Raw genomic sequence first — 13,217 nt, 5'->3', positions numbered from 1 at the left:
ATTAAAAAATAAGGTTAAAATCACATATACTATGGATATTCAGCAATATCAAGAGCAACTTGCCATACTGAAAAAGATGGCTTATCATTACTATGTTCTTAATGAGCCTATGGCTACCGATGAGGAATATGATATGCTTTATCATCAGATTCTTGCGTTTGAGCAACGCAATCCTAATCTGATAGATCCAAGCTCTCCTACTCAACGCGTAGGCGACACGCCTTTAGAATCTTTTAGTAAGAAACAGCATCTTGAGCGTATGTGGAGTCTTGATGATGTGTTTTCTACCAAAGAGGCTGAAGAATGGATCAAGAGAATCTATAAGAATTATCCTCAAGCGAGTTTTACTTGCTCTCCAAAGTTTGATGGCGCAAGTCTCAATCTCCTTTATCAAGGGGGTATGCTTGTGGCTGCGACTACAAGAGGTGATGGTATTATCGGTGAGCTTGTTACGCAAAATGCCAAAACGATTCAAAGTATTCCTTTGCAGATTCCCTATAAAAACGAAATTGAGATACGCGGAGAAGTTGTCATTACCAAAGAAGATTTTGAGTTAATCAATCAAGAGCGTCTCTCTCGCAATGAAAGTCTTTTTGCAAATCCTCGAAATGCTGCAGCAGGAAGCTTAAGGCAGCTAGATTCAAAGATCACCGCAAAACGAAAATTGCGTTTTATGCCTTGGGGAATAGGAGCGGGAATCTCACAAATCAGTAATCACAATCAAGGTTTTTACGAAGCTATGGAGCAGATTTATGAGTTTGGATTTATTCGTATTCCGTTTTTGTCGCATTGTAAGAATATTGATGAGATTGAGCAAATCTATCATCACTTGCTCAAAATGCGCAATGAATATCCCATAATGCTTGATGGTATGGTCATAATGCTTGATGATTTTAGAATGCAGCAACATTTGGGCTGGACGATCAAATCTCCTCGATTTGCTTGTGCGTATAAATTTCCTGCGATAGAAAAAAGCTCTAAGATTCTCTCTGTTACACTTCAAGTAGGGAGAAGCGGGATTATCACCCCTGTAGCAGAATTAGAGCCTGTGGAGATTGAGGGTGCAATGATTGCGCGTGCGACTTTACATAATTTCAGTGAAATTGAGCGCAAAGACATACGCATTGGCGATAGAGTGATTATTATTCGCAGTGGCGATGTGATACCAAAGATTATTAAGCCACTTATTGCCTTGCGTGATGGGAGTGAGATACCTATTCAAAAGCCCGATGTTTGTCCTGTATGCGGTGGAGAATTGCTCGTGGAAGAGATTTTTATCAAATGTCAGAATCTTCGCTGTAAAGCAAGAGTTTTAGAATCTATCATTCATTTTGCCTCAAAAAAAGCCTTAAATATTGATGGCTTGGGTGAAAAAAATGTGATACAACTTTTTGAAAATCATTTGATTCATAATATTCTTGATCTTTATTCGCTTACTTATGAAGATTTGATTGCGTTAGAGGGCTGGAAAGAAAAACGTGCGAAAAATCTTTTAAACGCGATTGAAAATACTAAGGGTATAGAATTATGGCGGTTGGTCAATGCGCTTGGTATTGAACATATCGGTGAGGGAATGAGTAAAAAATTAACAAGTGTGTATGGTTTAGATATTTTTCATCTTACGCATGATGAGATTCTCGCGCTTAATGGCTTTGGGGAGGAAATCGCAAATTCTCTTGTTGAGTTTAATCGCACCAATAAATCTCTTATTGAGAAGATGTTAGAGATTCTTAATCCTAAAGTTGAAGTAGTAGAGATTGATGCAAATAGTCCTTTTTATCAAAAAACAATTGTCCTTACAGGCACTTTAAGTCAGCCTCGTGATGAAATTGCTAAGATTCTAGAAAAAAAGGGAGCAAAAATGACTTCAAGTGTGAGTAAAAATACGGATTTTGTAATATATGGGGAAAATGCTGGGAGTAAGCTTGATAAGGCAAAGGCTCTAGGGATTTGCTTGCTTGATGAAGAGCAAATGCGCGCAATGCTATAATGTAAAGATCGAATAAGGTAAAGATTCTGATTGGCGTTAGAATCTTATTTAAAGCTTGTTTTAGTATCTTTTGAAGAGATGTTTTAAGGCGCGTATAGGTTTTTTAAAACCATTTGCAAATGTATTTGCCAATCTCCGCACTTTTTGATATTTTTTATAACGTTTTTCGAGATTGCATCGCCATTGTCCAAATCCTCTGCGATAAGCTTTATCTAAGGGTTGATTAAAAATAAAGAGTAAAAATGATTCAAGCTTTTTATCAAAAATTTCTTCATGATTATCATCTAAAAAACTCGGTTGAGAGAGCATTTCCAAATAGGCTTTGTCATTTTCATTAAGATATTTTACAACTGCTATAACCTCTTCTAAACTCTTGTAACAATGACAATTAACAAAAGCTTTTGGATTTACCCCCCCCCCCGCTAGAATCTAAAGGCATAGTCACTCTTTCATCGCCCCAATAAATCGGTATGGTTTGAGCGGCAAACGCTTGGATTAATTTCTCGGTTGTGTAGCCATTGGTGCTTGAATTTTCAAAAGCGATGTTGAATTTACCCTCTTTAAGGAAAGCGTCTTTGTCATCGACACATTTGCCAATATTATTTTTGTATCGCCCACCGCTGTCTATGTGGCTATATTGCTCCAACATATCAAAAAAGTGTGTGCGTTGTTCGTCTGCTTTGCCATTGCTTACGACAAAAGTGCAAAAACGCGTTTTATCTTTTAGTGTTTGTGGTGAGATATGCAAATGCTTATTTGCCGTCTTTTGCGTGTCATTTTGATAATGGAGATAGAGTGGGTAGCGCAGGTATCGATCTTCAAAGTGCATATAATCATAGCCGAGGGCATAATCACAGAAATTAAAATCAGCTCGGACATTTTCACCGCAACTGAAGATTCTAATCCCATCATAGTTAATATGCTCTTCTCCCATTACAGAGTAAAATATATAATCAGGGTCTTTGTCTGTAAGGATAATCTCATAATGTTCTTGCAAGATTTTAAGAATCTTCCCTTTGACTGCGCCATCACAAAAATGAATTTTCTTGATTGGTTTTTGGCTCATTCTTCTAAGCCTCCCATAGCTTGACTTTGTGCATGGGCAATCAAGGGATTAATAATCTCATCAAGCAACCCCCCAAGCATAATCTCTTCAAGACTATAAAGTGTTAAGCCTATACGATGATCAGTTAAGCGGTTTTGAGGGTAATTATAAGTGCGGATTCTTTCACTCCTATCTCCACTGCCCACTTGATTTTTACGCGCTTGCTTGTTTTGTGCATTTTGTGCTTCAAGCTCTGCTTCGTAAAGTCGGGCTTTGAGAATCTTCATTGCTTTGTCTTTATTTTTGTGCTGGGATTTTTCATCTTGCATAGATACACTGATGCCTGTAGGAATATGTGTGATTCTCACAGCAGAATCTGTCGTATTCACACTTTGTCCTCCGTGTCCGCTACTACGAAAAACATCAATTTTTAAATCACTAGGGTTAATATCTATTTGCACATCATCAACCTCTGGCATAATTGCCACGGTGATAGCTGAAGTATGAATGCGTCCTTGAGATTCTGTTTCGGGGACTCTCTGAACACGATGAGTGCCACCCTCGTATTTGAGTTTGGAATATGCTCCATTTCCTTTAACTAGAGCTATTACTTCCTTATAGCCACCTACATTGTTTTCACTTGAGCTCATAATCTCTACTTTCCATTTTTGCAAATCCGCATAGCGACAATATGCTTTAAACAAATCACCCACAAAGATTCCCGCTTCATCACCACCTGTGCCCGCTCGAATCTCCAAATAAATATTTTTACTATCATTTGGGTCTTTAGGAATGAGTAAAATTTTGATTTCTTCTTCTATGGTAGCTTTTTGAGATTCTAAATCTTTAAGCTCTTCTTTGGCAAGTTCTCCAAGCTCTTTGTCTTCAAGCAAAGATTTGTTTTGTGCAATAGAATCAAGAACTTGAAAATATTTTTTTGCGCTTTGAACAATATCTTCAATGTCGCTTTGCTCTTTGCTCAATGCTGTAATTTGCTTGATGTCAGAGAGAATCGAATGCGAAGAGAGAATATCAGAAATCTCATCGTATCGAGCAACTATGGGCTTGAGTTTATTAATGAGCATTAAAATTAAGCAGGTTTAGCGATTTTTTTCACACTTGCATTCAATCGAGAAACTTTGCGTGCAGCAGTGTTCTTTTTCAAAATACCTTTGCTGACATATTTATGCAATTCTTTATTAGCAACTTTGAGTGCTTCTTGAGCCTTAGGAACATCTTGATTAGCTACCGCTTCACGAACATCACGTATAATATTTTTAATACGCGTTTTGTAGTAGCGATTTCGTTCAGTGCGTTTTTTGGTTTGTCGAATGCGTTTTTCTGCAGATTTATGATTTGCCATAGCTCCATTAATCCTTTTATAAAAAAATTTAAGGCAAAATTGTGCCAAAAGTTTGATTAAATGCAGTTTAAAAGTATTTAAGGAGAAAATATATGAAGTCTAAAGAAACAAGGGCAAAGATTTTTGGCACTGATGGTGTAAGGGGTAGGGCAGGTGAAGTAATTACGCCTTCAAGTGTAATCAGGCTAGGCACGAGTGCAGGAATACATTTTCGCACACATTCTTTGAGTAATAAGATTCTTGTCGGTAAAGATACACGCCGTAGCGGTTATATGATTGAAAATGCTCTTGTCGCAAGCCTTGTGTCAGTAGGTTATGATGTGATACAAATTGGTCCTATGCCTACCCCTGCTGTGGCATTTTTGACAGAAGATATGCGGTGTGATGCGGGCATAATGATCAGTGCAAGCCATAATCCTTTTGACGATAATGGGATAAAGTTTTTTAATCACTCTGGATATAAACTTGATCAACAAGAAGAAGAAAGCATTGAATCATACTATCACAATGAAGGGATTCTCACACATGATTTGAAAAAAGGATATGAAATTGGTTCTTCAAAGCGTATTGATGATGTTGTGGGGCGATATATCGTGCATATTAAAAATTCTTTCCCCAAACATCTTACATTAAAGGGTATGAGAATCGTGTGTGATTGTGCAAATGGTGCAGCTTATCGTGTTGCACCCACCGTTTTAAAAGAATTGGGTGCAGATGTGATTGTGATTAACAACAAACCTAATGGATTCAATATTAATGAACAATGCGGTGCAATGCACCCTGATATTTTAGCAAATGAGGTCAAAACCTATCGTGCTGATGTCGGTTTTGCTCTTGATGGTGATGCAGACAGAATCGTTGTCGTAGACAATGAGGGAAATATTGTTGATGGCGATAAGTTGATTGGTGCTTTGGCTGTGTATCAAAAGCAAATTGGCGATTTGAAGAATGATGCGATTGTTGCGACACTTATGAGCAATCTCGCTTTGGAAGAATTTTTAAAATCTCATCATATCAAGCTTCATCGTTGTAATGTTGGAGATAAGTATGTGTGGGAAGAAATGCAAAAATATGATTTAAATTTTGGAGGAGAAAGTAGTGGGCATATTATTTTTAGCGATTATGCAAAAACCGGCGATGGTTTAGTAAGTGCCTTACAAGTGTTGTCTTTACTGCTTACAAGCAACAAAAGCAGCAAAGATGCCCTTAATCCCTTTGAGCTTTATCCTAGCCAAATGTTTAATTTGAATGTAGCACATAAAAAACCTTTAGAAAAAATTACAGGATTAAAAGAAATGCTTAATACTATCTCACAATCTGGTAATCGGCATTTAGTGCGTTATTCTGGCACTGAAAATAAACTTAGAATCTTAGTAGAGGGTAAAGATGCCCAAAGTGTTGATTCACAAGTCAAAATGCTTGTCGATTTTTTCCAAAAGCATTTAAATAATGATGCGTAATTAAAGAGATTTGATGCTAAAAATAAAAGAGTTTTTCAAGCACTGCCTTGAGCATTGTCAGAATCTAAGCATCAAACATGGGATTGTTTTTGTGATTTTGTGTTTGACTGCTTTGGTATTGGATCAATATGTTAAGGTGATTATGCTTCGAGGTTTTATGTGGGATAGCGAAGCACTCACTATCGGTGGCTATGCTTTAGTGTATAATAAAGGTGTGGCTTTTTCAATGTTTAGTTTTCTTGAACATTATCTTAAATATATTCAAATCATTTTTTTATTTGCTTTACTTATCGGCGCAATGTGCAGCGATTTTTTTATTAAGCATTATATGCCTTTAGGTATTTTGATTGGTGCGGGATTTTCTAATGTTCTTGATCGTTTTATACATGAAGGCGTGGTTGATTATGTGTATTGGCATTATTGGTTTGATTTTGCGATTTTTAATCTTGCTGATGTGATGATTGATATTAGTGTGGTATGGATATTATGGCAGATGATAGCACAAAAAACTTCAAATCTGCACAATAAAGAATCATGCTAAATCACTTATAATTTGATTGCCAAATTAACTTAGGTAATCTTTAAGATTCTAAAAATATTTAATCTAAGTTGGATTTGGTTGAATTTAAGAGATTTAATATTGATGGTGATCACGACTGGACTTGAACCAGCGACCACTACCATGTCAAGGTAGTGCTCTACCAACTGAGCTACGCGATCGTGTTTGTTTTGTTTTATTGTTTAAAGGAAATGATTGTATCTAAACCTTTATTTGAATTTTCTTAAATTATAAGTAATTGAATCTATAGAGTTTGATTTGTATTGGATTCTCAATATTTTTAAAGGAGAGTTTTGTAGAATCTAATTTTGATAAAATGCGCATTTTATTGATATTTAATTGAATAAAATATGTTAAACTAAGAAGTTTATGGAGTTTTCAAGAACAAAAAGGAGTTGGGATTTGAAAAAAAAATATGTGATTGGTGTTGTGGGTGCAAGCGGGGCTGTGGGAGAAGAAATCTTTAAGATTTTAGAAGAACAAAAATTCCCTGTGGCGAAAATCGTGCCTCTTGCGAGTTCAAGAAGTGCTGGTAAGGAAATTGAATTTCAAGGGCAAACTTATCAGATTCTTGAAACGACTGATGATATTTTCCAAAAAGAAAATATAGAGATTGCATTTTTCTCTGCGGGTTCTTCTGTGAGTGCGAGATATGCTCCAAGTGCTGTAAAAGCAGGTGCAGTTGTGATTGACAATACAAGCCATTTCCGTATGGAAGAAGATATACCACTTGTCGTCCCTGAAGTCAATCCTGATGATATTAAACAATGGCATAAAAAAGGCATTATTGCTAACCCTAATTGTTCAACTATACAAATGGTGCATGTTCTTTCACCTTTACATAAGATGTTTGAGATACAAAGAGTAGATGTAAGCACTTATCAAGCAGTGAGCGGTGCGGGTAAAAAGGGTATGGAAGAGCTTGTAATGCAAATGCAGGCATTTTTTGCGTTTAAGCTCGAGGAAGCGGAAGCCGTCGCTTTCCCTCATCGAATTGCACTGAATGTCATTCCTCATATTGATGTTTTTATGCCTAATGATTATACAAAAGAAGAAATGAAAATGATCTATGAAACAAACAAGATTATGCACTCAAATTTTGCTGTGAGTGCGACTTGCGTCCGAGTGCCTGTGCTTAGAAGTCATAGTGAAGCATTAACGATTACTTTTAAGAATATTGTAAGTGCAAAAGATGCTCAAAAGATTCTGTCTGAATCTCCTAATGTTGTGCTTGCCGATGAGCCACATTCTAAAATCTACCCGATGCCTATGCTTGCGGCAGATACGGATCAAACTTATGTAGGCAGAATCCGTGAAGATCATTTTGATAAGCATATTTTGCATTTATGGTGCGTGGCTGATCAGATTCGTGTAGGAGCAGCTACTAATGCAGTGAGGATTGCTCAAAAGTGGATTGAATTTCAGGAGTCTGAATGATATTTGTTGATGCGTGTTTCAAAAAAAATACGCCTTATACGCCTATTTGGCTTATGCGGCAAGCGGGAAGGTATTTGAGTGAATACAAAGCGACAAGAGCAAAAGCGGGGAGCTTCTTGGATTTGTGTAAGAATGTCGCACTAGCCACAGAAGTAACACTTCAACCCATAGAGATTCTTGATGTTGATGCGGCGATTTTATTTAGTGATATTTTGGTCATACCATTGGAAATGGGATTACCTTTAGAGTTTATTGCAGGTGAGGGACCAAAATTTACTCAAACTATACAGCATCAATCAGATATTCAGAATCTACAAAAAAATGCTTATAAAAAATTAGACTATGTGTATGATACTTTAAGTTCTGTTCGCTCAAAACTTGCTCCCGATAAGGCATTGATTGGTTTTTGTGGATCACCTTGGACATTGGCAACTTATATGATTGAAGGAGAGGGGAGTAAAACATATATTAAAAGCAAACAAATGCTTTATCAAGAATCTGATGTTTTACATACTTTATTAGCACGCATTACCCATGAGTTAAAAGGATATTTGGAGGAGCAGATTCGTGCAGGTGCAAATGCAGTGATGATATTTGATTCGTGGGCTTCAGCATTGGAGCGTTCGGCTTATTTTGAATACAGCTGGAAATATATTAAGGACATCGCTCACGAAATCAAGCAAAAATATCCTTCGATTCCTATCATTGTTTTTCCTAAAGGTATTGCAGGATACTTAGATCGTATTGATGGCACATTTGATGTATTTGGAGTAGATTGGAGCACTCCGATAGATCTTGCCAAAAAAATACTTGGGCAAAAATATGTTTTACAAGGGAATCTTGAACCTGCAAGATTATATAATCGTGAATTAATGGAGCAAGGTATCGATGAAATTTTTGCTGTTATGGGCAAACAAGCAGGGTTTATTTTTAATCTTGGACATGGTATGATTCCTAATTTACCTCGTGAAAATGCCATAGAGCTTGTGCGTATGGTGAGAGAAAAGTCTATGAGAATCGGGTAAGATTCTCTAAAATTCGTGAGCAATCACCTAAAATTCTTTTCTTTTTAGTTTGGAGTAACATCAATTCTTATTTTGATGAGTGATAATGCGAAGTTTTTGGATTCTCGCTCCGTCCATCTCAAGCACTTCAAACTCGCAATTTTCATCAGAGATTCTGTCTTTGACTACAGGCAAACGTCCGAGTAAGCCAAACACATATCCACCGATGGTAACATGATCGTTTGTGTTGCTAAAGGTGATATTAAACATTTCTTCAATATTTTCCAATCCAAGTTTCCCGTTAATCTCATAAGTATCCTTATCAATCTGTCTGATGTCTTCAATCTTTAAGTCATGTTCATCAGATATATCCCCCATAATTTCTTCAATAATATCTTCCATCGTTAAAAGCCCTGAAGTGCCACCATATTCATCAACAACGAGCGCAGTATGGATTTGTTGGCGATTCATACTATCAAGAATCTGTGAAATATGTGCAGTTTCTGGCACGATAATCATATTCCTTACAAGTTTGGAGAGATTTTTCTCACCACCGTTAATCGTATTCTTAAACAGGTCTCTAATATGTATCATTCCCAATATATTATCTTTAGAATCTTGATAATAAGGATAGCGTGTATGATTTGTTTCTAAAATAATTTTGATATTCTCTTCATATTGATTTTGTGCATCAAGACAGATCATATCTTTGCGGGGAGTCATAATTTCTTTGGCGAGAGTATCAGAAAAATCTACAGCATTTTTAATAATCTCACCTTCAATAGAGTCAATATAGCCTCCTCTTAGACTTTCTCCCACAATAATTTTGAGTTCTTCTTCAGAATGAGCCAAATCGCTTTCTTTGGCTGGTTCAATATGGATAAGATGTAAAAAGAAAGCAGCAAGTGAATCGAAAAGTTTAATAAGCGGAGAAAAGATGATTCTAAAAGCATAAAGTGGTTTCGCTATGAGAAGCACAACCTTTTCAGCTTTCGTAATGGCGATTGATTTTGGCACAAGTTCTCCAAGAACTACATGAAGTAGAGTAATAAAAATAAATGCAATAATAGAAGCAATTGTATGAATGAGAAGAGGATATTGCCCAAATAAATGCAAGAAAGGATACTCTATAAGCTGAACAACAGCATTTTCGCTAATCCAACCTAATGCCAATGAGGCTAAAGTGATACCTAGTTGAGTAGCACTAAGATAGGTATCAAGAGCATTGCTAATTTTTAGGGCAAGATTAGCATTTTTTACACCATTTTTTGAAAGCTCCTCAAGTTTCGTTTTTCGCACTTTTACAATTGCGAATTCAGAAACTACAAAAAAAGCATTAACAAAAACTAATGCTAATGCTAGAATAAACATCAAAACCGACGAATACGGGTCCAAAAATACTCCTTAAAAATAAATTCCCGAGTATTGTAATCAATCAAATCTTTTAAAACACTAAAGATCAAAACCACTTTTGATAATGATAAAATAAGTAAATGCCCCAAGAAGTGCTGAAGCAGGCACCGTAATGAGCCAAGATGCAATGATTTTATTGATTGCACTGCGTTTGACTAATTCTTGTTTGTAAGCCTTTTTGAGAGCTTTACGCTCTTTTTTATCAAAGTTGGGAAGATTCTTGAATCTGTTTTGATTTTTGACTTTAATTTCTTCGAGAAGAATACCTTTTCTCTTGATGCTAGCCTTATTAAATTTATCCAAAAAGGCTTCAACTTCTTGTGCATCTCTACCTTTATGAGCTTCGATAATAGTTTGCTGCATTTCATAATAACGCTTTTTGAGATATTCGCGCAAAAATCCAACCCCAAAAATTGCCCCAATTGTGATATGTGTTGAGCTGACAGGCAAACCAAGCTGAGAAGCTAACAAAACCGTTAGAGCAGCACTCATAGCAATACAAAAAGCCCTCATTTTATCCAAATCGGTAATTTCATTACCCACGGTTTTAATCAATCTTGGTCCATAAAGTGCTAAACCTAAAGCAATTCCTAACCCTCCTATAAACATAATCCAAAGTGGCACACTTGATTTGGTTACAGCAACACTTTCGGTGATATTTTTAAGCGTCTCGTTGATAGCAGCTAATGGTCCTATTGCGTTTGCTACATCATTTGCACCATGTGCGAAGCTTAAAAGTGCGGCAGAAAAGATAAGTGGGATAGTGAAAAGAGAATTAATATCTTCTTTTGTGTTTAATAAAACATCTGCTTTTTTAGCAACAATGGGACGAACGATGAAATAAACAATGATAGCAACGACTAAACTCACAATAACGGATACACCTAAATGAATTGAGGGTAGAATTTTTGTTAAACCTTTTAAAATAAGATAGAGTGTAAAAGCCCAAGTCATTATAAAAATTAATATAGGCACGACTCGTTTTGCAGCTTCGCGTTTATTCTCTTTGTAGGTAATGCTTTTTTTAATAATGAGCAAAAAAATTACTGCAATAATACCACCAAGAACGGGCGAAATAATCCAGCTTGAAGCAATACGAGCTAATTCTAACCAATTTACTACTCCCCAACCTCCTGCGACAATTCCTGCACCAATAATACCCCCTACAAGTGAATGTGTTGTTGATACAGGTGCTCCAATAGCGGTTGCTAAATGTAGCCAAACCGCCCCTGAAGTGAGTGCAGCTAACATAAGGGCTACAAAGATTTTTGCTTCGCTGATGTTATGAGGAGAAATAATGCCTGATTTGATTGTATTCACAACTTCTCCACCTGCAATCATTGCTCCTCCGGCTTCACAAATAGCAGCAATGATGATTGCCCCTACTAATGTGATTGCACGAGAACCCACAGCAGGTCCAACATTGTTTGCCACATCATTTGCGCCAATGTTCATCGCCATATATCCACCGACAATAGTAGCAAAGACTAAAAGAAGCATATTGCTATAGCCTATATGTGTGAAAATGGCTAATAAAGAAATGGCAACAAAGAAAATCAAAACAATAAAAAGTTTTGTTATATCCTTTTGATTAAATTTTGTAGCTTCTTCAATTTGATTAATATTTTTAATATCCATAATTTATCCTTTAAAATATATCACTATATTTTATTTTAGTTGATTGGGTAGCCAAAGAGAAATCTCTGGAACATAGGTAATCAACAATAAGCCCAAAAGCATTACAGCAAGCCATGGAAGAACTGAGGTTGTTACATCTTTAAGGCTTAATCCTGTCAAAGAACTTGCAACAAAAAGATTAAGCCCAACAGGAGGGGTAAGCATTCCTAGCTCCATATTGACAACCATAACTATGCCAAAGTGAATAGGGTCAATTCCTAAAGCTAACGCAATTGGTAAAAGCAAAGGAGTCATGATCATAATGACAGAGCTTGGTTCCATAAATTGCCCCATCATAAAAAGAACAATATTTACAAGAATCAAAAACATCCACCAACTCATTTGTTGTGCAACGAGAAATTCTGCGATCAAATGAGGTATGCGCTCACTTGTAAGGAAGTGTGCAAAGATAACAGCAAATCCAATAATAAAGAATATCATTGCAGTCGTAATTGCTGCATCTAAGAATACTCCGTAGAGGTCTTTAACCTTAATATCTTTATACACAAATACAGAAACAATAAAAGCATAGACAGCACTAATCCCAGCGGCTTCAGTAGCAGTGAATATACCGCCGTAAATCCCGCCAATAATAACAAAGATAATTAATAATGCCCAAAATGCTTCACGAAATTTTTTAAAACGAATGTGTAAGGATTCTGGAGAGGTAGCCTTGAAATTCAGCCTTTTTGCACCTATATACGCATAAAGCATCATCATAGAGCCAATCATTAAGCCCGGAACAATGCCTGCCATAAAGAGTTTTTCAATTGAAACTTCTGCAGTTACTCCATATACAATCATTACAACTGATGGAGGTATTAAAATACCTAGACTTCCAGCCGATGTGATTGCTCCAACAGCATAACTTTTGGGATAACCTGCATTTTTGATTGCGATAAACATTACAGATCCGACAGCAACCACCGTTGCTGGAGAGCTTCCACTCACAGCTGCAAAAATGATACAAGCCAAAATCGCACTCATGGGCAAACCACCGGGCAAATGTCCTACAAGTGATTTAGCAAAATCTACAATGCGTTGTGCTGAACTCCCTTTACTCATTAAAGAGCCTGCCAAAATAAACATTGGAATAGCCATCAGAGCGGGTTTTAATCCGTTAAGCATAATTTCAGCAGCACCTACAACATTATAAGAAGTAAAAATGAGCATTGCACTTATAGCACTCACACCTAAGGCTATTGACACAGGCACACCAAGCAATAACAATCCAAATAAAACAAGCAATAAATAAGCAACGCTCATTGA

At 36.6% G+C, this 13,217-nt stretch carries 12 protein-coding genes and 1 tRNA gene; 5 read left to right on the top strand and 8 right to left on the bottom strand.

All coding sequences use genetic code 11. The annotated features are described in order from the left end of the window. Positions 1-31: 31 nt before the first annotated feature. Positions 32-1,990: an NAD-dependent DNA ligase LigA gene (ligA, locus tag LS68_RS04195; RefSeq protein ID WP_034371992.1), complete on the top strand. Its 1,959-nt coding sequence runs from the start codon at positions 32-34 to the stop codon at positions 1,988-1,990. A 60-nt stretch (positions 1,991-2,050) separates the two neighbouring features. Here ligA and LS68_RS09785 read toward each other — a convergent pair whose 3' ends face one another. The 4 genes from LS68_RS09785 to rpsT all read right to left on the bottom strand — a co-directional run bounded on the left by LS68_RS09785 (position 2,051) and on the right by rpsT (position 4,398). Continuing rightward, on the bottom strand, positions 2,051-2,299 hold the full coding sequence (locus tag LS68_RS09785) for a hypothetical protein (RefSeq protein WP_034371995.1): 249 nt from the start codon (positions 2,297-2,299) through the stop codon (positions 2,051-2,053). 79 nt (positions 2,300-2,378) lie between these two features. Continuing rightward, a complete protein-coding gene (locus LS68_RS04190; protein WP_241993666.1) occupies positions 2,379-3,056 on the bottom strand; it encodes a glycosyltransferase family 10 in 678 nt (225 codons plus the stop codon). Further along, entirely contained in the window at positions 3,053-4,126 is a 1,074-nt protein-coding gene (gene prfA, locus LS68_RS04185; protein ID WP_199741479.1) for a peptide chain release factor 1, read from the bottom strand. The genes LS68_RS04190 and prfA overlap by 4 nt, the downstream gene beginning before the upstream one ends. Continuing rightward, the gene (gene rpsT, locus LS68_RS04180) at positions 4,126-4,398 is read right to left on the bottom strand and encodes a 30S ribosomal protein S20 (protein ID WP_034371999.1); all 273 of its coding nucleotides are present in this window, start codon (positions 4,396-4,398) and stop codon (positions 4,126-4,128) included. The genes prfA and rpsT overlap by 1 nt, the downstream gene beginning before the upstream one ends. Before the next feature lie 92 nt (positions 4,399-4,490). Between rpsT and glmM the strand changes: the two genes are divergently transcribed. Next, entirely contained in the window at positions 4,491-5,858 is a 1,368-nt protein-coding gene (gene glmM / locus LS68_RS04175) for a phosphoglucosamine mutase (RefSeq protein WP_034372001.1), read from the top strand. A gap of 13 nt (positions 5,859-5,871) precedes the next feature. After that, positions 5,872-6,399 carry a signal peptidase II gene (lspA, locus tag LS68_RS04170; RefSeq protein ID WP_081950945.1) on the top strand — a complete coding sequence of 176 codons (528 nt, stop codon included), beginning with the start codon at positions 5,872-5,874 and terminating at the stop codon, positions 6,397-6,399. Positions 6,400-6,502: 103 nt separating this feature from the next. Here the strand turns inward: lspA and LS68_RS04165 are convergent. Continuing rightward, positions 6,503-6,578, bottom strand: a tRNA-Val gene (locus tag LS68_RS04165). A 241-nt stretch (positions 6,579-6,819) separates the two neighbouring features. On the opposite strand from LS68_RS04165, the gene LS68_RS04160 reads away from it, so the two are divergent. Both LS68_RS04160 and hemE read left to right on the top strand, forming a co-directional pair. Then, positions 6,820-7,854, top strand: a complete 1,035-nt coding sequence (locus LS68_RS04160; protein WP_034372003.1) for an aspartate-semialdehyde dehydrogenase — start codon at positions 6,820-6,822, stop codon at positions 7,852-7,854. Beyond that, complete coding sequence (gene hemE, locus LS68_RS04155; protein WP_034372004.1) at positions 7,851-8,879, top strand: uroporphyrinogen decarboxylase; 1,029 nt, start codon at positions 7,851-7,853, stop codon at positions 8,877-8,879. Before LS68_RS04160 ends, hemE begins: the two co-directional genes overlap by 4 nt. Positions 8,880-8,939: 60 nt before the next feature. Here the strand turns inward: hemE and LS68_RS04150 are convergent, their stop codons facing one another. From LS68_RS04150 to LS68_RS04140, 3 genes are read right to left on the bottom strand one after another with little or no spacing between them, the layout of a single operon-like run. Next, entirely contained in the window at positions 8,940-10,253 is a 1,314-nt protein-coding gene (locus LS68_RS04150; RefSeq protein ID WP_034372006.1) for a hemolysin family protein, read from the bottom strand. Between the two features lie 57 nt (positions 10,254-10,310). After that, positions 10,311-11,909, bottom strand: a complete 1,599-nt coding sequence (locus LS68_RS04145) for an inorganic phosphate transporter (protein WP_034372008.1) — start codon at positions 11,907-11,909, stop codon at positions 10,311-10,313. Positions 11,910-11,939: 30 nt separating this feature from the next. Next, entirely contained in the window at positions 11,940-13,214 is a 1,275-nt protein-coding gene (locus tag LS68_RS04140) for a TRAP transporter large permease subunit (protein ID WP_034372011.1), read from the bottom strand. Positions 13,215-13,217: the final 3 nt, after the last annotated feature.

It is taken from the genome of Helicobacter sp. MIT 05-5293 (genome assembly GCF_000765665.2).
Lineage (GTDB): Bacteria > Campylobacterota > Campylobacteria > Campylobacterales > Helicobacteraceae > Helicobacter_C.
This window is presented reverse-complemented; position numbering and strand designations above follow the sequence as displayed.